Source organism: Loktanella salsilacus (genome assembly GCF_024206795.1).
In the GTDB taxonomy this organism is placed as follows: Bacteria; Pseudomonadota; Alphaproteobacteria; order Rhodobacterales; family Rhodobacteraceae; genus Loktanella; species Loktanella salsilacus.
This window is the reverse complement of the sequence record NZ_CP072994.1, coordinates 547,525-565,498: the sequence shown is the minus strand read 5'-3', so window position 1 is coordinate 565,498 and position 17,974 is coordinate 547,525. Positions and strand designations below refer to the sequence as shown.

The window sequence follows — 17,974 nt, the reverse complement described above, 5'->3', positions numbered from 1 at the left end:
GTTGCGGGGGCCGCCGTTCATCGCAAGGGGGGACTACACCATGACCGCACTACCCGACGCCCACGGACCCAAGCGGTCTTGGTGGAAATCCAACCAACAAAAGCTGACGCCTTGGCTGTTCCTCGCCCCGGGCATATTCATGTTTGCGGTCTACGTCGTCTGGCCCATCTTCGCGTCGTTCCAGTTCTCGTTCTATGATTGGGACGGATTGTCGCCCAAAGAATGGGTCGGCTGGGGCAATTACCAAGAGCTTTGGGGTGATCGCAATTTCATCATCTCGCTGAAAAACAACCTGATCTGGCTGGTGCTTTACATGCTTGCCGTGCCTGCAGGTCTGGGGATCGCGATTTTCCTGAACCAGACGGTCAGCGGTATCCGCATCTATAAGTCCCTGTTCTTCTTCCCTTTCGTGATTTCCCAAGTCGTCGTCGGCCTGATGTTCGCGTGGTTCTATGCGCCCAACTTCGGCCTGTTCTTTCAGCTGACGGAATGGCTGTTTGGCACCGGCACCGCCGTTCTGGCGAACCCCGACTACGCGACCTATGGCATCATCGTCGCCGGCCTGTGGCCGCAGATTGCCTATTGCATGATCCTATACCTGACCGGCCTGAACAACGTCGCCCCCGACCAGATCGAGGCGGCCCGTCTGGACGGTGCCAAGGGCCTGAAAATGCTGTGGTATGTCGTGCTGCCGCAGCTGCGCCCCGCCACGTTTATCGCCGTCGTCGTCACAGTCATCGGCGCCCTGCGCAGCTTTGACCTTGTGTCGATCATGACCAACGGCGGCCCCTTTGGCCAAACCCGCGTGCTGTCGTTCTACATGTATGAAAAAGCGCTGTCGGAATACGGCTACCGCATGGGTTATGGCGCTGCCATTGCCGTTGTTCTGTTCCTAATCATGATGGTCTTCATCGCCGGCTTTGTCTGGAAGATGGTCCGCGACGAGAGAGGCCACTAAGATGTTCCCACGCCCCATTGCCCAGCGGTCCCGCGCCGCACAACTGACATATCAGGCCCTGCTACCCGTGGCCCTGATCCTGTGGCTGCTGCCCCTGCTTGGTATCGCCATGACGTCCATCAAACCGTCCTCCGATCTGGCGGCTGGCAACTATTTTGGCCTGCCCACGCATATCGCGATCGAAAACTACTGGACGGTCCTGTTCGATTTCGACCTGTGGAAATACATCCGCAACTCTTTCATCGTCACGATCCCGACCGTGATCGGGTCCGTCGCCCTGTCCTGCCTGACCGGCTTTGCCCTTGGCATTTACCGGTTCAAAGGCAACCTGCTGATCTTTTTCATGTTCGTGGCGGGTAACTTTGTACCCTTCCAGATCCTGATGGTCCCGGTTCGCGACCTGACGCTGAACCTTGGCATGTACAACACACCGCAGGCGCTCATCCTGTTCCACATCGCCTTTCAGACCGGGTTCTGCACCCTATTCATGCGCAACTTTATCGCCGCCCTGCCGCGCGAACTGATCGAGGCCGCCCGCGTCGAAGGCGTAGCCGAATGGCGCATCTTTTGGTTCGTCGTGCTGCCCCTGATGAAGCCCGCGATTGCGGCGCTGTCGGTGCTGATCTTTACCTTCATCTGGAACGACTTCTTCTGGGCGACCGTGCTGACCACTAGCGCCGAAACCCGTCCCGTTACCGCTGGCCTGTCATCGCTCAACGGCCAATGGGTCGCTGCGTGGCATCTGGTCTCTGCCGGGTCTATCGTCGCCGCCCTGCCCCCTGTCGCGATGTTCTTTTTGATGCAAAAGCACTTCATCGCTGGCCTCACCCTCGGAGCCGTCAAGTAAATGACCCACTATCGTCTTGATGCCGGTCGCCAGACGATCGTTCTGGCCGCCCCCGCGAACGGTTTGCCGCACTGCACCTATTGGGGTGCGCGGCTGCCGGACGGGACCGACCTTGGCGCGATTGCCGCTGCCGCTGAAATCGACCTGACGGGCGGTATGCTGGATGCGAACCCGCTGGTCACGCTGTGTCCGCAAACCGCGTCTGCCTTTCCGGGGCAGCCGGGCCTTGACGTGCGCAGCAAGGATGGCACGCCCCTGCGCCCCGTCTTTGCACAAACCGCGACCAAACGGGCAGAGGCACTGTCGCTGTCCTATGCTGACGCCGCCCTTGGGCTGACCCTGACCTTCAAGTTCAGCGCCGATGCGGCGACTGGAATCATCACCGCCCAAACCGCGCTGGATGCAACACAACCTGTCCTGTGCGACTGGCTGTCCGCGCCGACCCTGCCCGGCCCGCAGTTGGCCGACGAGATGATCGATTTCGCGGGCCGCTGGTGCGATGAATTCCAGCCCGTCCGCACACCTTGGGCCGCTGGCATCCGCGCCCGCGACAACCGCACGGGCCGCACCGGGCACGAACATTTCCCCGCGTTGATCCTGCCCGCCCGCGGCTGCACTAATACCGGCGGAGAGGCGCACGCCCTGCACTATGGCTGGTCCGGCGGCCACCGCATGATCGCAGAGGAGCTTCCCGACGGGCGCCGCCAGATCCAGTTCGGCCACGCCAGCGGCAGCGATCCCCTGCCCGGCACCCATTTTAAAAGCGCCCCGCTTTATGTGGCCTATTCGGACACAGGCTTGAACGGCTGCGCTGTCAGCTTTCAGCGCCATCTGCGCGACCGCATCATCACCTGGCCGCAGCCAAACACACCCCGCCCCGTGCATTACAACTGCTGGGAGGCGATCTATTTCGACCACTCTCTATCTGCCCTGACCGCCATCGCCGACCGCGCCGTTGCGCTAGGGGCAGAGCGTTTCGTGCTGGACGACGGCTGGTTCAAGGCGCGCAATGACGACACCACCAGCCTTGGCGACTGGACCATCGACGCCGCGAAATGGCCAGACGGGCTGACCCCGCTGATCGACCATATCCACAGCCTTGGCATGACCTTTGGCCTGTGGTTCGAGCCTGAGATGGTCAACGCCGACAGCGACATGGCCCGCAATCACCCAGATTGGATCCTTGGCCCAATGGATCAGCCGCTTGGCCGGGGCCAATATGTGCTGGACATGGCGAACGCCGATCTGCGCGAAAATCTGTTTGATCAAATCAGCAGTATTCTAGCCAGCCACGACATCGAATACATCAAATGGGACCACAACCGTGTGCTCCCTCATAACGACGCGGCCCAGACACGCGGCACCTACGCCCTGCTGGACCGCCTGCGCACAGCACATCCAGAGGTAGAGATTGAATCCTGCGCCTCTGGCGGTGGACGCATCGACTTTGGCATTTTGAAGCACACCCAGCGCGTCTGGCTGTCCGACAGCAACGACGCCCTGACGCGCCTGCGCATTCAGCACGATGCGGCCCTTTTCTTGCCATCCTGCGTCACCGGCAGCCACGTTGGCCCGCGCCACTGCCACACGACCGGACGCGTCCATTCCATCAGCTTCCGCGCATGGGTCGCCGCCCAGCGCCACATGGGGTTCGAGATGGACCCGCGCGAGCTGACACAGGACGAGGCCGCGACCCTCACGCGGGTCACCGCGTGGTACAAAGCCAACCGCGACTGGATGCGCAGCGCCGATATCTTGCGGCTGGAGAGCGCCGACCCCGCCATCATCGCCGAACAGCAGCAAGCCGCCGATGGCACGCGGTTTGTCGTCTTCGCGGGTCACGCAGGCACCAGCACACAGATCGCGCCGCGCCCGCTGCGCCTAACGGGGCTTGATCCGGATGCCACCTATACGGTTAATATCGCGAACAAAGACGACCTATCCACCCTGTCACGCGGCACGCCTGCGCTGAAATCTGGCCCCTTGACCCTGACGGGCCGTACGTTGATGTCACAGGGCATTGCCCTACCCTATGCCGTCCCCGACAGCATATGGATCATCGAAGGACATCGCCTATGACAGCCCAGTTTCACGACCTTGAAAATGCCCACGTTTTTATCACCGGCGGCGGCGGCGGCATCGGTGCCGCGCTGACGGAATCTTTTCTGACGCAAAAGGCCAAGGTCAGCTTTGTCGGCCGCTCTGACTACAGCGATTTCGCGGACGACATGGCGGAAAAAACCGGCACTAAGCCGTTCTTCCTGCAATGCGACGTCACCGACACCAAGGCGCTGCACGCCGCGATGGACGAAGCCGTCGCCAAGCAAGGCGCACTGAAAGTCCAAATCAACAACGCCGCTGCCGACACGCGCATGGACCCCGCCGACATCACGGTCGAAGATTGGGACAGCCAAATTGCCGTGAACCTGCGCCACTACTTCTTTGCCTGCCAAAAGGCGGGTGCGCTGATGACGGATGGCGGGTCAATCATCAATTTTTCGTCCGCCAGCTACCAGATCGCAGGCGAACAGCTTGCACCCTATGTGTCGTCAAACGCAGGCATCCTCGGGCTGACACGCTCGCTGGCCCGCGACTGGGGCCCGCGCGCTATTCGCGTGAACGCGATCTCTCCCGGTCTTGTGCTGACCAAAAAGCAGATTGAAGAGGTGCATACCGATGAAGACCTTGCTGAATTCCGCAAAAAGCAGTGCATCCCCGAAAACCTGTATCCCGAAGACGTGCCGGGCACCGCGCTGTTCCTTGCCTCTGATTTGTCGCGCATGATGACCGGGCAGTGCCTGTTCATTGACGGCGGCTTGGCGTTCACAGGATGAGTGCCGCCGCCGCCACATGGATCGCCGCCGATTGGGGCACGACGCATCTGCGCGTTTGGGCCATGTCGGACAGTGGCACCGTGCTGGCGGCGGCTGGGTCCGCCGACGGCATGGGCACGCTGACCCGCGACGGCTTTGCCCCGGCGCTGGACGCCCTGACCGCCGATTGGCCCGCCGTGCCCGTGATTGCCTGCGGCATGGTCGGGTCCCGCCAAGGCTGGACAGAGGCACCCTATTCCGCCGTCCCCTGCCCCGCACTGGCCAGCAACCTGACCCTTGCAGGCACCCGTTGCCACATCATTCCGGGGTTAAAACAAGCCAGCCCCGCCGATGTCATGCGCGGCGAAGAGACCCAGATCGCGGGATTTTTGTCGCTGAACCCGCGCTGGGACGGCGTGATCTGCCTGCCGGGCACCCACACAAAATGGGTGCACGTCAGCGCGGATGAAGTCGTCAGCTTTCAGACTGTGATGACCGGCGATCTGTTCGCCGCCATCACGGGCCACACCGTGCTGCGCCATTCGTGCACCGACGGCTGGGACGACGCGGGCTTTTTGCAAGGCGTCGATGACGCCATCGCCCGCCCGGAAAAGCTGGCCGCCCGCCTGTTTTCTTTGCGCGCCGAAGGGTTGCTGAACGATCTGCCCAATGCCACCGCGCGCGCCCGCCTGTCGGGGCTGCTCATCGGGGCAGAACTTGCCGCGACCAAGCCCTACTGGCTCGGGCAGCAAATCGCCGTGATCGGCGCTGGCACCTTGGCGGGGCTTTACGTGACGGCCCTTGGGGCGCAGGCTGCCCCGGCGACCCAAGTCAACGCGGACCGCGCCACACTGGCCGGGCTAACCGCCGCCTATCGCAGCTGGAAGGACCAGACATGACCCGCCCCATCATCGCCATCCTGCGCGGCGTCACGCCCGACGATGCCGTCGCCGTCGCCCGCGCCTGCATCGACGCAGGCATCACACGGATAGAGGTGCCGCTGAATTCCCCCGCACCCTTCGACAGCATCCGCCGTATGGCTGACGCGCACGGGGATATTGCTGAAATTGGCGCAGGTACCGTGCTGACGCCAGACGACGTGAACCGCGTGCGTGATGCTGGCGGAAAGCTGATCGTATCCCCCAACGCCGACCCGCGCGTGATCATGGCGACCAAGGCCGCAGGCATGGCCAGCTGGCCCGGCGTGATGACACCCACCGAATGCTTTGCGGCGCTGAAAGCCGGCGCTGACGGGCTCAAGATTTTCCCCGCCTCGCTGATCGGTCCCGCCGGGATCAAAGCCATGCGCGCCGTGCTGCCTACGGATTGCCCGGTCTATGCCGTCGGCGGCGCTGGCCCCGATAACTTTGGCGACTGGATCAAGGCAGGTGCCGACGGCTTCGGCATCGGCACCGCGATTTACACCCCCGGTCTAAGCGCCGACGACGTTGCCACCCGCGCCCGCGACATCGTGGCCGCCTTTGATGCAGCCATCCAATGATCTTCGACGCCACCCCCTGCGCCTTGGGCGAAGGCCCGCTCTGGCATCCTGAACGCGATCAGCTGTTCTGGTTCGATATCCTGTCGCGCCGCATGCACACCAAAGGGCAGCATTGGGATTTTCCCGGCCATGTCTCGGCTGCGGGCTGGGTGGATTATGAAACGCTGCTCGTCGCCTCTGACATCGCACTCAGCCGCTTTGACATCGCCTCTGGCGACACCGTCAAGATCATGGATCTGGAACACGATCTGGCGGGCAACCGGTCCAACGATTGCCGCGCTGACCCGCAGGGCGGCTTCTGGATTGGCACGATGGGGTTAGGGGCAGAGGCAGGCCACGGCAGCATCTGGCGCTATTACCGGGGCGCGCTGCGCAAGATCTACGCCGACCTTGCGATCAGCAACTCGATCTGCTTCGCCCCAGACGGCAAAACCGCCTATTTCACCGACACACCCACCAAACAAATCATGCGCGTCGCGTTGGACGCCGCTGGCTGGCCATCAGGTACACCGCAACTCCATATTGACCTGACCGGCACGGACTATAACCCCGACGGCTCTGTCGTGGACGCCGCGGGCAACCTGTTCAATGCGCAATGGGGTGCGGGCCGCGTCGCCGCCTACGACCCACATGGCCAGTTCATCGAAGCCTTCGCATTCCCCGCGCACCACACATCTTGCCCGGCTTTTGGCGGCGCGGACCTGTCGACGCTCTATGTGACTTCGGCCCGCCAAGGCATCGACGCCCCGGACGACGCCCAAGGCGCGACTTACGCCATCAAAACCAGCTATACCGGCCAACGGGAACACCGCGTTATCCTTTAAACGCGGGCGTCCCCCATCATCTTGCCAAAAATACTCAAAAAGGTCCCAGACATGACCCGCACGCTCGGCGTTTGCTACTACCCCGAACACTGGCCCGAATCCCAATGGGCCGTTGATGCCGCCCAGATGAAGGCCACCGGCCTGACGTGGGTGCGCATTGGCGAATTCGCCTGGAGCCTGATGGAACCCACCCCGGGCACCTACGACTGGGATTGGCTGGACCGAGCTGTTGAAACGCTTGGCGCGGCTGGCCTCAAGGTCGTGATGGGCACACCCACTGCCACCCCGCCGCGCTGGTTGGTGGACAGCATGCCCGACATGCTGCCCGTCGACGCGCAGGGGCGCACGCGGGGCTTTGGCTCGCGCCGGCATTATGACTTCAGCCACATGGGCTACCGCGACGCATGTCGCCGCATCGCAACAGCGATGGGCGAGCGTTATGGCCGCAATCCCCATGTCGCCGCTTGGCAGATCGATAACGAATACGATTGCCACGATACGACGCTGTCTTATTCGAGTGCTGCAAAGCAGGGGTTTCAGGATTGGCTTGCGCAGAAATACCAAAGCACGGACGCGCTGAACCGGGCTTGGGGCAATATCTTTTGGTCAATGCAATACGACACCTTCGACCAGATCGAATTGCCGAACCTGACCGTCACCGAACCCAACCCCGCGCATGTGCTGGATTTCCGGCGCTACAGCTCTGACCAAGTCGCCGCGTTCAACCGCGTACAGGTCGACGCTCTGCGCCCTTTGACCGACACGCCGCTGATCCACAACTACATGGGCCGCACGCTGACGTTTGATCATTTCAAAGTCGGTGCCGACCTCGATATCGCGTCGTGGGACAGTTACCCTATCGGCTTTCTGTCCGATAGGATCGAAGGGACGACGAAGGAAAAGCAGACCTATCTGCGCCAAGGTCACCCGGATAACCAAGCCTTTCACCACGATCTGTACCGCGCTGTCGGCAATGGCCGCCTTTGGGTGATGGAGCAGCAACCCGGCCCGGTAAACTGGGCCCCCTACAACCCGGCCCCCCTGCCCGGCATGGCCCGCCTTTGGGCATGGGAAGCCTTCGCGCACGGGGCAGAGGCCGTCTGCTATTTCCGCTGGCGTCAAGCCCCCTTTGCGCAGGAACAAATGCACGCAGGCCTGCTGCGCCCCGACAGCGAACCCGCCCCGGCCTTGGGCGAGGCCGCGCAGGTCGCGGCAGAAATCGCTGCCATGCCAGACCTTGATCACGCCACAGGCTCTGCCGCGCTGATGTTTGATTACGAAAGCGCATGGGCGTGGGACACGCAGCCGCAGGGTGCGGACTTTGACATGTTCCGCCTGGCCTTTGCCGCCTACCGCGCCTTGCGCCGGGCGGGTCTGTCCGTGGACATTCTGCCGCCCCATACGGGCGATCTGTCGGCCTATAAACTGGTCCTTGCCCCCGGCTTGATGACGATTTCGGACAACCTGCGCGCCGCTTTGGCAACATACGAAGGCATCGCGCTGATCGGCCCGCGCAGCGATCTAAAAACCCGCGACATGGCGATCCCCGTGCCCATGGGCCCCTCCCTGCCCGATACGGACGTCACCGTCACACTGACCGAAAGCCTGCCTCCCAGCGACAAGATCAAGCTGCAAGGCGGCGGCCGTTTCCGCCATTGGTTCGAACATCTGGACGGCACAGCGCCGGTGCATCTGTCCACGAAATCAGGCCAACCAGCGATCATGGGCGGCGATCACCTGCGCTATCTGGCCGGCTGGCCGGATGACGCGACCTTTGACGGCATCATTGGCGGGCTTTGCGACGCAGCGGGCATTGCGACCCTGCGCCTGCCAGATGGCCTGCGCGTGCGCGACACGGCCACCACGCGATTTTTCTTCAACTACGGTCCCAAGCCTGTCACATGGAAAGACACAATCATCCCCGCTGCGGGGGTTCACTGGGAGGCACTTTGATGATCGCACATTTTGGCACATCCGCCGCTGGTCATGACATCGACAGCGTCACACTGCATGCAGGCGACTTGTCCGTCACCCTGCTGACATGGGGCTGCGTCGTGCAGGACGTGCGGCTTGCGGGCGTTGACTATTCCCTGACCCGCGGCTCTGACCTTCTGGCCGATTACGAGGGCGAGATGCGCTATAGTGGATCGCTGATCGGTCCGGTTGTGAACCGGATCAGCACCGGCCGGGTCGAGATTGACGGCATGATGTACGAGCTGGAACGGAACCTGAAAAACCGCATCCACCTGCATTCCGGCAGCCGCGCGACGCACCTGCGGCCATGGAAGCTGCACGAATCCTCGGCCGACCGTGCTGTGTTCAAACTGCATCTGCCCGATGGTGATGGCGGACTGCCCGGCGACCGGCATATTCGCGCTGTGTTCACCGTGATCGCCCCCGCCATCCTGACGATGGAAATCACGGGTACCACCGACCAGCCGACGCTGATGAACTTCGCGAACCACTCTTATTGGAACCTTGACGGCACCCCGACATGGGACGGCCACACCTTGCAAGTCGCCGCCGACCGCTATCTGCCCACGACCGAGGATTTCTATCCCACCGGAGAGATCGCCGATGTAGACGGCACCCCGCTCGATTTCCGCGCACCGCGCGAGATCAGCGTCAAGAACCCCGAGATGGACAACAACATGTGTCTGTCAGATGGACAGGTGCCGCTGCGTGATGTTCTGTGGCTCACCGGGCAATCCGGCGTAAAGCTGACCATCGCGACCGATCAGCCCGGCATGCAGGTCTTTGACGGGCGCCACGCGATCCGCCCCGGCAAGCCGCAATACGAAGCGCTGGCGTTCGAGGCGCAAGGCTGGCCAGACGCCCCCACCCACGCGAATTTCCCGTCCATCCGCGTGGGCGAGCACACACCTTATCGCCAGTTCACGACTTATACCTTCGCTAAGCCAGACTAAGCCGCAGGCTTAGCTGCCGCGATAGGTCGAATAGCCGTAAGGCGACAGCAGCAGAGGCACATGGTAATGCGCCTCTGCATCCGTGATGCCAAAGCGGATTGGCACAATATCCAGAAAGAGCGGCTCTGTCCCGTCCTGACCGGTCGCGCGCAGGTAGTCACCCGCATGGAATGTCAGCTCATAGGTGCCGACGGCGAACTGCCCTTTGGGCAGGATCGGCGCATCAGTGCGCCCGTCAGCATTCGTCGTCATGCGCGCGATCTCTGCCGGGCCCGCGTCCGTGATCCGCGACAGCACGATCTGCAACCCGCCCGCAGGCAAACCGCGTGCAGTATCAAGTACATGGGTCGTTAAATATCCCTGCGACATAAGCGCACTCCTTTTCATTTCGCCTGTGAACAAGCGGCCTGCTTCCCCGCTTGTCAACCCGGTCAGCGCCAAGCCGGAGCCTAAAACTTTTCGCCCAAAAGGTTTAACGCCGGACGATTATTCATCGAAAAATCGTTGCACCCCGCATCCCGCGCATAAAAGTGGAAAAATGCGTTTGACACCGCCCCCTGGTCCGCTTATCGGATGCGCCGTGGTGAGGCGCGGTAGCTCAGTTGGTTAGAGCGATCGACTCATAATCGATAGGTCGGGAGTTCAAGTCTCCCCCACGCCACCACCACAGTCTCCCAGTTCAAATGCAGCACGACATCGACACCCCGGACCGACCGGCGCGTTTGCTGCGCAAGCCACGCAGGGTCGAGAGTTCAAGTCTCCCCCACGCCACCACCACAGTCTCCCAGTTCAAATGCAGCACGACATCGACACCCCGGACCGACCGGCGCGTTTGCTGCGCAAGCCACGCAGGGTCGAGAGTTCAAGTCTCCCCCACGCCACCACCACAGTCTCCCAGTTCAAATGCAGCGCGAAATCGACACCCCGGACCGACCGGCGCGTTTGCTGCGCAAACCACGCAGGGTCGAGAGATCAAGTCTCCTCCACGCCACCACCACAGTCCCCCAGTTCAAAACGAAACGCAAAGCAGCCACCGCAGATCGCTCACGCGCGTTTGCCGTTCAGCGCGCCTCAAAATTTGGCATACCATCTTGCAACGTCCCCACAGCAGGTTCAGGGTCTGCGCAACAGACCGGGGGACCACGATGACTTTGCTGACGACACTTGCTGATATTCTAGGCCCCCAAGGTCTACTAACCGACCCCGCCGATATGGCGCGCTGGACCAACGATTGGACGGGCTATTACACCTCTGTCCCGCTGGCCGTCGCGCGGCCCACCACGACGCAGCAGGTCAGCGCTGTGATGGCCGCTTGTCACGCTGCCGGGCAGGCTGTGGTGCCCGTGTCGGGCAATACCGGGCTGAATGGCGGCGCGTCCGCCATGGGGGCTATTGCCCTGTCGCTGGACCGGATGACGGCAATCCGCAACGTCGATCCCGCCTCTCGTACGGCAGAGGTAGAGGCTGGCGTTATCATTTCGCGCCTTCACGACGCGGCAGACGCCCATGATCTGATCTTTCCTCTGACGTTTGGCGCGCGCGGGTCTGCAATGATCGGCGGTGCGCTTTCGACGAACGCGGGCGGGTCGAACGTGCTGCGCTATGGCAATACCCGCGATCTGGTGCTGGGCCTGACCGTCGTGCTGGCGGATGGTCGGATCATGGATCTGATGGGGCGGCTTCATAAAGATAACAGCGGCCTGAACCTGCGGCACCTGATGATCGGCGCAGAGGGGACGCTTGGCATCATCACGGCCGCCACGGTCAAGCTGTTCACCAAGCCGCGCGCCTATGCCACGGCGATGGTCGCGGCCGCGTCGCTGGATGCTGCCCTGACCCTGCTGCACCGCATCCAAGCTGCCACAGGGGGCGCGGTCGAGGCGTTTGAATACATGCCTGCCAATTACATCGACACCCATCTGCGCATCACCCCCGGGGCCAAGGCGCCCTTTGCCGACCGCCACGACGTCAACATCATGATAGAGGTCGGTGCCACCGCCCCCCGCGATGCCACCCCGCTAGACGACGGCTCTGTGCCCATCGTCACCCTGCTAGAGGAAACGCTGGCCGAGATGATGGAGGACGGCCTGATCCTGGACGCCGTGACCGCCCAATCCGAACAGCAGCGCAGCGACATGTGGGCCCGGCGCGAGGCAGCGTCAGAGGTGATCTTTGACCGCCGCCCCTTTGTGAACACAGATATCGCCGTCGCCCTGCCCGACGTGCAAACCTTTCTAACCGAAGCGCGCAAACGCCTTCTGGCGCTGGACCCCGGCGCAGATGATCTGTCTGTCGTGCACTTGGGCGATGGCAATGTGCACTACACCGCATACCCCAGCAAAGAGGACCCCGACCTAAGCGCCGCGATCCGCGAGATGGTGGATGATGTAGTGCAAGATTTGGGCGGATCATTCAGCGCCGAACACGGCGTAGGGCTGTCAAAGCTGGATAGCATGGCAAAGCGCAAGGATCCGGTCGCGCTGGATGTCATGCGGGCGATCAAGGACGCGCTGGACCCCAGCGGCATCCTGAACCCCGGCAAGGTGATCCCGCCAAAGCGCTAGGGTTTAGTCAAAGAACCCCGGCCCGGCGCGTTCCAGCAGCTTGGCCGCCATTTCGCGGCCCATCTGTGCGCCGTCGGCAATGGGGCCTGTCATATCGTCGGACAGCACGCGGGTGCCATCCTCGCGCAGGATCTCGCCGCGCAGGCGCAGATTGCCGCCCTCAAGCTCTGCCAGACCCGCGATCGGCGTTTCGCACGACCCATCCAGCGCCAGCAGCAAGGATCGTTCTGCAGCAAGCCGGTAGCCGGTTTCGGCGTCGTGGATCGCTTCCAGCATCTGGGCGGCGCGGCTATCATCTGTGCGCCGCTCAATCCCGATGGCACCCTGCGCAATCGCGGGCAGCATGTCGTCGGCGCTGATGCCGTGATGCGGGACGTCGTCCATTTTCAGACGGTTCAGGCCCGCCATGGCCAAAAACGTCGCGGTGGCCACGCCATCATCAAGCTTTTTCAAACGTGTCTGCACGTTGCCGCGAAATTCGACCACGTTCAGGTCAGGGCGTCGCGCCTTGACCTGTGCGCGGCGGCGCAAGGACGATGACCCGACCGTCGCCCCCTGCGGCAAATCAGCCAGCCCGGCGGCATTGCGGGATACAAAGGCGTCGCGCACGTCTTCACGCGGCAAATAGGTATCCAGCAGCAAGCCACCCGGTTGCAGAGTCGGCATGTCCTTCATCGAATGCACCGCGATATCAATCTCGCCAGACAACAGCGCCTCTTCGATCTCGCGGGTAAACAGGCCCTTGCCGCCGATTTCTTTGAGCGGGCGATCAATGATCTGATCGCCTGTCACCTTGATGATGACGATGGTAAACGCCTCGAACGGCAGATCAAAAGCCTGCGCCAGACGCGCACGCGTCTCGTTGGCTTGCGCCATCGCAAGAGGCGATCCTCTGGTTCCGATCTTGAACGCGGCGGCGGGTGTGGGCAAATTCAGCTTCATAACACAACTGTTAGCCCTGCCAATCCGGGTTGACAACAGCCCTGCGCGTTGCGACGAAACCCACAACACAAAGGACGTCACATGCCTCAGCAAAAGACCATTCTGCGCGCCCTTGCGGGTGAAACACTGCCCACGCCGCCGATCTGGATGATGCGCCAAGCCGGACGCTACTTGCCGGAATACAAGGCGACCCGCGCGCAGGCCGGTGATTTCCTGTCGCTGTGCTATAACCCCGAACTGGCGGCAGAGGTGACGTTGCAGCCGATCCGCCGCTACGGCTTTGACGCGGCGATCCTGTTTGCGGACATCCTGCTGCTGCCACAAGCGCTGGGTGCGGACCTGTGGTTCGTCACGGGCGAAGGCCCGCGTCTGTCCACAATCACCGATCAGGCCGGTTTGGATAAACTCGGCCCCGTGGACGAGATCGACGCCGTGCTGTCGCCCGTCTATGAAACCGTCAAGATCCTTTCGCGTGAACTGCCTGCGGATACCACGCTGATCGGTTTCGCTGGCGCCCCTTGGACCGTCGCGACCTATATGATCGCAGGCCAAGGCACCCCGGACCAAGGCCCGGCGCATGCGCTGAAAAACGAAAACCGCCCCGTGTTCGAAGCGCTGCTTGCCAAGATCACCGCAGGCACGATCCACTATCTGTCGCGCCAGATCGACGCCGGGGCAGAAGTCGTCAAGCTTTTCGATAGCTGGGCCGGATCGCTGCAAGGCGAGGATTTCGCCAAATACGCAGTAGAGCCCGCGCGCGAAATCACGGCGGCGCTCAAGGCTAAGTATCCGCATATCCCGGTCATCGCCTTTCCGCGTGGCGCAGGTCACCGGTACGAGGGGCTGCATGCCGCGATTGGGGCCGATTGCATCGCGCTGGATGACGGCGTCACGCCGAACTGGGCGGCTGGTCATGTCCAGATCGATGGCTGCGTGCAGGGCAATCTGGCGTCACGGCACATGGTTACCGGCGGCAAGGATCTGATCCGCGAGACACGCAAAGTCGTGCAAGCCTTTAGCAATGGGCCGCACATCTTTAACCTTGGTCACGGCATCACGCCCGACGCCGATCCGGCGAATGTGCAGCTGATGATCGACACGGTGCGCGGCATCTGATGTACGCCCCCCCGGCCTTTCAAGAGGACCGGACTGAAGTCCTGCGCGCCGCCATCGGTGATATCACCTTTGGCGCGCTAGTCACGCAAACGGATGATGGTCCGGTCGTCACGCATGTGCCAATGATGCTGACCGGGCCGGACGATGCCATGGTACTGGAAACGCATGTCGCCCGCGGCAATCCGCATTGGCGCCACGCAGGGCCGACGGTCGCGATCTTTCAAGGGCCGCACGCCTATATCCGGCCGGGGTTTTATCCGTCAAAGGCGGAAACGGGCAAGGTCGTACCGACTTGGACCTATATCGCGGTGCATGCGCACGGGATGCTGACCGCTGTGCAGGACGGCGACTGGCTGCATGCCCATGTGACCGCGATGACCAATAAGATGGAATCAGGCCGCCCTGCCCCTTGGGCTGTGGACGACGCACCTGCCGGTTATATCGCTAGCTTGCAGCGCGGGATCGTTGGTCTGCGCATGCCTGTCACACGCCTGACAGGGGCGTGGAAGGTGAACCAGCACAAGTCAGAGGCCGATCGCGCGGGCACAGCGCAGGGGCTAGCAGACAGCGGAGAGATGGGCCGCGCCCTTGCCCAAGTGCTAAAGCCGGAGGCTTAGCGCCCCGTCAGCCCCTCGATTGCTGGCAGCGGCACGGGCTGGGTCACATATGCGCTTTTGCGCTTTTCATAAAACGCATTGCCACCAGCGGTGACGACGTAATTCATGTTGTCGTAGGAAAACCGATGGCCTGCCTGATGAAAAAACTTTGCATCGCCAATCATCGGATGCCGCTCGCCCAGCATGACTGAAATCGCCGCCTCTTGCACCGTCGGCAGGCCGCTGGCGGACATCGGGCGCGACATCACGCCGGGGGCAAACTGGTTCTTTTGCCCCACAACACCGCAGACCGTATCGGGATATGCGTCTGACTGAACACGGTTCATCACGACATTTCCGACGGCAACCAACCCGTCGCGGCTGGACCGGTTCGATTCAAAAAACATCGCCCGTTCAAGGCATTCCAAGTCATCCGTGTCCACGCGGGCAAAGCTGCGCGCGGCAACGTCATCCTTTTTGCCGCCGACCATGCCGCATCCCGCAGCCGTCAGCGCCAAAGCGATCAGACCTGCCAGCCACAGTGCTTTGCCCGATTGGTTCATTGAATGGCCCCCGCCCCTATTTTGAAGGCACCTTATGCGGGGCGATACGCCGCGCTCAAGCCCCGCTCTGCCCATGAAGCGCCCCACGCCCGCCCGCAGGCGGACACTCGCCGATCCGCATGGGCCCTGTCAGACCCACTTGGCCATCGGCGGCAGGCTCATCAGGACCGCGTTGGCGTCGTGCCCGGTGGTCAGGCCGAATTTGGTGCCGCGGTCGTAGACAAGGTTATATTCCGCATAAAGGCCGCGGTGGATCAGCTGCGTGTCCTTGTCGGCGTCGGTCCAGTCTTGGCTGCGGCGCTTTTCCACCAACGGCTGATAGGCGGGCAGAAAGGCGCGGCCGATGTCTTGGGTCAGGGCAAAGTCAGCATCCCAGTTGCCGGTGCAGTGGTCGTCCATAAAGATGCCGCCGACACCCCGCGCACGGTTCCGGTGCGGGATATAAAAATACTCATCCGCCCAAGCCTTTAGCCGGGGGTAAAGGTCGGTGCCATGCGGGTCGAGGTGGGTTTGCTGGGCTGCATGAAAATGGGCCGTATCCTCTGCGTATTCGATGCAGGGGTTCAGATCGGACCCGCCGCCAAACCACCACGCGTGCGGCGTCCAGAACATGCGGGTGTTCATGTGCACGGCAGGCGCATGGGGGTTTTGCATATGCGCGACCAGCGAAATGCCAGACGCCCAAAAGCGCGGATCGCTGTCCATGCCCGGCACACCGCGTGCGGCCATAGCGCGCTGCGCCGCCTCGCCCAATACGCCGTGGACGGTCGACGTGTTTACGCCGACCTTTTCAAACACCCGCCCGCCGCGCATGACGGACATCAGGCCACCGCCCGCCTCTGACCCATCATCGGCGGTGCGACGCGTCTGCGTGCGTTCAAACCGGCCTGCGGGCAGCGCTGCCGTGGGGCCTGTGGTCTGGGTGTCTTCTAATCCTTCGAACGCGGTCACGATCGTGTCGCGCAGGGTTTCGAACCATGCGCTAGCCCGCGCTTTTTCAGTATCCATCGTGTCGGTCATCTGGCCCTTGCCCTGCTGTTATTGCATATCATCTTAAAGGGACACTAAGGGTAAAGCCAAGCGCCAGCCCCTTGGCACACCCTCTACCGGAGCCCCGATATGCGGTATCTTCTGCCCCTTGCCCCACTTGCCCTGCTGGCCGCTTGCGCCACGCCGCAACAGCAATGCCTGAACAATGTGTCAGAGCCGCTGCGTGTGAACGCCTTTTTGATTGCGCAAACGCAGGCTAATCTGGATCGCGGCTTTGCCGTTGACCAGCAGCAGCGCGTCAGCCGGGGCTTTGATATGTGCCGCCAGCGTGACCGCGACGGCAACGTGTCGACCACGCTTTGTCCGACAACGCGGGTGAAGACGGTCAACGTGCCGCAGGCGATCAATATGGATGTGGAACGCGGAACGCTCGATCAACTGCTCGCGCGGCAAGCGATTTTGGAAAAGCAGGCCAGCACCGCGACAAACCAATGCCGCCTGCTGTATCCTGAATAGCGACTAGTGAACAGCGATGGCGGCGGGATCGACCAATGTGCGACCGCCGTCCAGCGTCACGATCTGACCCGTCACAAAGCTCGACGCATCAGAGGCTAGGTATTGCACCGTGTCCCCGACCTCTGCCGCGTTAGCAAGGCGGCCCATGGGCGTGGCGTCTAGGATCGCGCTACGGGCGTGTTCGTGATCGCGCATCCAGCCGAGCAAATTGTTGGACAGCACCGAACCGACGGATACGCCGTTCACCCGGATCTGCTGGGGCGCAAGCGCGACCGCCATAGAGCGTGTCATCTGATCCAGCGCCGCATTCGCGATGGAAAAGCCCATCAAGTCAGGATGCGCCCGCTGGCCTGCGATGGATGACAGGTTCACGATGGACCCGATGGGGCCGTCTTCGCTAGGTGCCTTTTGTTTAACAAAGCGCCGCGCGATGGCCTGCGACAGGCGCAGCGGCATCATCAGGTTCTGCTGCATCAGCTCTTCGACAGAATTATCTTCGGCGTCCAGCGGCGCAGTGCCAGTCACAAGACGCGCCGCATTCACCAGAATATCGACCCGGTCAAAGGCATCCACTGTCGCCGAAATCAGGTTCGCCACGCACAGCTTTTGCCGCAGATCGCCGGTAAACATCCGCACGCGGTCCTCATCGGCGGACAAATCAGCAATCTCACGCTCTAACGCTTCTTCGTTTATATCAGCGAACATAACGTTGGCACCGGCACGAACGAAGTGGCGGGCAATCGCCAAACCAATGCCGTTACCAGCACCGGTCACGATGGCCGTGCGGCCTTTGATGGAAAAAGACATGAAACAGTCC

General features: G+C 62.2%; 18 protein-coding genes and 1 tRNA gene. 14 read left to right on the top strand and 5 right to left on the bottom strand.

Going from position 1 to position 17,974, the window contains the following annotated elements; all coding sequences use genetic code 11:
* Positions 1 to 40: 40 nt before the first annotated feature.
* From KBW81_RS02890 to KBW81_RS02850, 9 genes are read left to right on the top strand one after another with little or no spacing between them, the layout of a single operon-like run.
* Positions 41 to 958 (top strand): carbohydrate ABC transporter permease, encoded by a 918-nt coding sequence (locus KBW81_RS02890; RefSeq protein ID WP_090190825.1) that lies wholly within the window; start codon positions 41 to 43, stop codon positions 956 to 958.
* Position 959: 1 nt separating this feature from the next.
* On the top strand, positions 960 to 1,805 hold the full coding sequence (locus KBW81_RS02885) for a carbohydrate ABC transporter permease (RefSeq protein WP_090190826.1): 846 nt from the start codon (positions 960 to 962) through the stop codon (positions 1,803 to 1,805).
* Positions 1,806 to 3,884 (top strand): alpha-galactosidase, encoded by a 2,079-nt coding sequence (locus tag KBW81_RS02880; protein WP_254248258.1) that lies wholly within the window; start codon positions 1,806 to 1,808, stop codon positions 3,882 to 3,884.
* Positions 3,881 to 4,639 carry an SDR family NAD(P)-dependent oxidoreductase gene (locus KBW81_RS02875; protein ID WP_254248257.1) on the top strand — a complete coding sequence of 253 codons (759 nt, stop codon included), beginning with the start codon at positions 3,881 to 3,883 and terminating at the stop codon, positions 4,637 to 4,639. The genes KBW81_RS02880 and KBW81_RS02875 overlap by 4 nt, the downstream gene beginning before the upstream one ends.
* The gene (locus KBW81_RS02870; RefSeq protein WP_254248256.1) at positions 4,636 to 5,517 is read left to right on the top strand and encodes a 2-dehydro-3-deoxygalactonokinase; all 882 of its coding nucleotides are present in this window, start codon (positions 4,636 to 4,638) and stop codon (positions 5,515 to 5,517) included. Before KBW81_RS02875 ends, KBW81_RS02870 begins: the two co-directional genes overlap by 4 nt.
* Positions 5,514 to 6,119, top strand: a complete 606-nt coding sequence (locus KBW81_RS02865) for a 2-dehydro-3-deoxy-6-phosphogalactonate aldolase (RefSeq protein ID WP_254248255.1) — start codon at positions 5,514 to 5,516, stop codon at positions 6,117 to 6,119. The genes KBW81_RS02870 and KBW81_RS02865 overlap by 4 nt, the downstream gene beginning before the upstream one ends.
* A complete protein-coding gene (locus tag KBW81_RS02860; RefSeq protein ID WP_254248254.1) occupies positions 6,116 to 6,943 on the top strand; it encodes an SMP-30/gluconolactonase/LRE family protein in 828 nt (275 codons plus the stop codon). Before KBW81_RS02865 ends, KBW81_RS02860 begins: the two co-directional genes overlap by 4 nt.
* Positions 6,944 to 6,994: 51 nt before the next feature.
* Positions 6,995 to 8,896, top strand: a complete 1,902-nt coding sequence (locus KBW81_RS02855) for a beta-galactosidase (protein WP_254248253.1) — start codon at positions 6,995 to 6,997, stop codon at positions 8,894 to 8,896.
* The gene (locus KBW81_RS02850; RefSeq protein WP_254248252.1) at positions 8,896 to 9,870 is read left to right on the top strand and encodes an aldose epimerase family protein; all 975 of its coding nucleotides are present in this window, start codon (positions 8,896 to 8,898) and stop codon (positions 9,868 to 9,870) included. The genes KBW81_RS02855 and KBW81_RS02850 overlap by 1 nt, the downstream gene beginning before the upstream one ends.
* Positions 9,871 to 9,879: 9 nt before the next feature.
* Here the strand turns inward: KBW81_RS02850 and uraH are convergent, their stop codons facing one another.
* On the bottom strand, positions 9,880 to 10,239 hold the full coding sequence (gene uraH / locus KBW81_RS02845; RefSeq protein WP_254248251.1) for a hydroxyisourate hydrolase: 360 nt from the start codon (positions 10,237 to 10,239) through the stop codon (positions 9,880 to 9,882).
* A gap of 218 nt (positions 10,240 to 10,457) precedes the next feature.
* Between uraH and KBW81_RS02840 the strand changes: the two genes are divergently transcribed.
* Positions 10,458 to 10,534, top strand: a tRNA-Met gene (locus tag KBW81_RS02840).
* 481 nt (positions 10,535 to 11,015) lie between these two features.
* Positions 11,016 to 12,434: an FAD-binding oxidoreductase gene (locus KBW81_RS02835; RefSeq protein ID WP_254248250.1), complete on the top strand. Its 1,419-nt coding sequence runs from the start codon at positions 11,016 to 11,018 to the stop codon at positions 12,432 to 12,434.
* A gap of 3 nt (positions 12,435 to 12,437) precedes the next feature.
* Here KBW81_RS02835 and hemC read toward each other — a convergent pair whose 3' ends face one another.
* Entirely contained in the window at positions 12,438 to 13,376 is a 939-nt protein-coding gene (hemC, locus tag KBW81_RS02830; protein ID WP_254248249.1) for a hydroxymethylbilane synthase, read from the bottom strand.
* 81 nt (positions 13,377 to 13,457) lie between these two features.
* Here hemC and hemE point away from each other — a divergent pair, with 81 nt between their 5' ends.
* Together hemE and KBW81_RS02820 are read left to right on the top strand one after the other, a co-directional pair.
* A complete protein-coding gene (gene hemE / locus KBW81_RS02825) occupies positions 13,458 to 14,492 on the top strand; it encodes a uroporphyrinogen decarboxylase (RefSeq protein WP_090190843.1) in 1,035 nt (344 codons plus the stop codon).
* On the top strand, positions 14,492 to 15,109 hold the full coding sequence (locus KBW81_RS02820) for an FMN-binding negative transcriptional regulator (RefSeq protein ID WP_254248248.1): 618 nt from the start codon (positions 14,492 to 14,494) through the stop codon (positions 15,107 to 15,109). Before hemE ends, KBW81_RS02820 begins: the two co-directional genes overlap by 1 nt.
* On the opposite strand, the gene KBW81_RS02815 is transcribed toward KBW81_RS02820, so the two are convergent.
* Positions 15,106 to 15,651 (bottom strand): cell wall hydrolase, encoded by a 546-nt coding sequence (locus KBW81_RS02815; protein WP_411914374.1) that lies wholly within the window; start codon positions 15,649 to 15,651, stop codon positions 15,106 to 15,108. The genes KBW81_RS02820 and KBW81_RS02815 overlap by 4 nt on opposite strands.
* Positions 15,652 to 15,780: 129 nt before the next feature.
* The gene (gene hemF, locus KBW81_RS02810) at positions 15,781 to 16,671 is read right to left on the bottom strand and encodes an oxygen-dependent coproporphyrinogen oxidase (RefSeq protein WP_254248247.1); all 891 of its coding nucleotides are present in this window, start codon (positions 16,669 to 16,671) and stop codon (positions 15,781 to 15,783) included.
* 99 nt (positions 16,672 to 16,770) lie between these two features.
* Here hemF and KBW81_RS02805 point away from each other — a divergent pair, with 99 nt between their 5' ends.
* On the top strand, positions 16,771 to 17,157 hold the full coding sequence (locus KBW81_RS02805; protein ID WP_254248246.1) for a hypothetical protein: 387 nt from the start codon (positions 16,771 to 16,773) through the stop codon (positions 17,155 to 17,157).
* Positions 17,158 to 17,160: 3 nt separating this feature from the next.
* On the opposite strand, the gene KBW81_RS02800 is transcribed toward KBW81_RS02805, so the two are convergent.
* Complete coding sequence (locus KBW81_RS02800; RefSeq protein WP_090190852.1) at positions 17,161 to 17,964, bottom strand: SDR family NAD(P)-dependent oxidoreductase; 804 nt, start codon at positions 17,962 to 17,964, stop codon at positions 17,161 to 17,163.
* Positions 17,965 to 17,974 lie beyond the last annotated feature (10 nt).

Bases quoted from the DNA above. Each gene is read 5' to 3' on its own strand.
- KBW81_RS02855 (WP_254248253.1), top strand. From the start codon at position 6,995: ATGACCCGCACGCTCGGCGTTTGCTACTACCCCGAACACTGGCCCGAA.
- hemC (WP_254248249.1), bottom strand. From the start codon at position 13,376: ATGAAGCTGAATTTGCCCACACCCGCCGCCGCGTTCAAGATCGGAACC.
- uraH (WP_254248251.1), bottom strand. From the start codon at position 10,239: ATGTCGCAGGGATATTTAACGACCCATGTACTTGATACTGCACGCGGT.
- KBW81_RS02880 (WP_254248258.1), top strand. From the start codon at position 1,806: ATGACCCACTATCGTCTTGATGCCGGTCGCCAGACGATCGTTCTGGCC.
- KBW81_RS02860 (WP_254248254.1), top strand. From the start codon at position 6,116: ATGATCTTCGACGCCACCCCCTGCGCCTTGGGCGAAGGCCCGCTCTGG.
- KBW81_RS02820 (WP_254248248.1), top strand. From the start codon at position 14,492: ATGTACGCCCCCCCGGCCTTTCAAGAGGACCGGACTGAAGTCCTGCGC.
- hemF (WP_254248247.1), bottom strand. From the start codon at position 16,671: ATGACCGACACGATGGATACTGAAAAAGCGCGGGCTAGCGCATGGTTC.
- KBW81_RS02850 (WP_254248252.1), top strand. From the start codon at position 8,896: ATGATCGCACATTTTGGCACATCCGCCGCTGGTCATGACATCGACAGC.
- KBW81_RS02875 (WP_254248257.1), top strand. From the start codon at position 3,881: ATGACAGCCCAGTTTCACGACCTTGAAAATGCCCACGTTTTTATCACC.
- hemE (WP_090190843.1), top strand. From the start codon at position 13,458: ATGCCTCAGCAAAAGACCATTCTGCGCGCCCTTGCGGGTGAAACACTG.
- KBW81_RS02885 (WP_090190826.1), top strand. From the start codon at position 960: ATGTTCCCACGCCCCATTGCCCAGCGGTCCCGCGCCGCACAACTGACA.
- KBW81_RS02865 (WP_254248255.1), top strand. From the start codon at position 5,514: ATGACCCGCCCCATCATCGCCATCCTGCGCGGCGTCACGCCCGACGAT.
- KBW81_RS02890 (WP_090190825.1), top strand. From the start codon at position 41: ATGACCGCACTACCCGACGCCCACGGACCCAAGCGGTCTTGGTGGAAA.
- KBW81_RS02870 (WP_254248256.1), top strand. From the start codon at position 4,636: ATGAGTGCCGCCGCCGCCACATGGATCGCCGCCGATTGGGGCACGACG.
- KBW81_RS02805 (WP_254248246.1), top strand. From the start codon at position 16,771: ATGCGGTATCTTCTGCCCCTTGCCCCACTTGCCCTGCTGGCCGCTTGC.
- KBW81_RS02815 (WP_411914374.1), bottom strand. From the start codon at position 15,651: ATGAACCAATCGGGCAAAGCACTGTGGCTGGCAGGTCTGATCGCTTTG.
- KBW81_RS02800 (WP_090190852.1), bottom strand. From the start codon at position 17,964: ATGTCTTTTTCCATCAAAGGCCGCACGGCCATCGTGACCGGTGCTGGT.
- KBW81_RS02835 (WP_254248250.1), top strand. From the start codon at position 11,016: ATGACTTTGCTGACGACACTTGCTGATATTCTAGGCCCCCAAGGTCTA.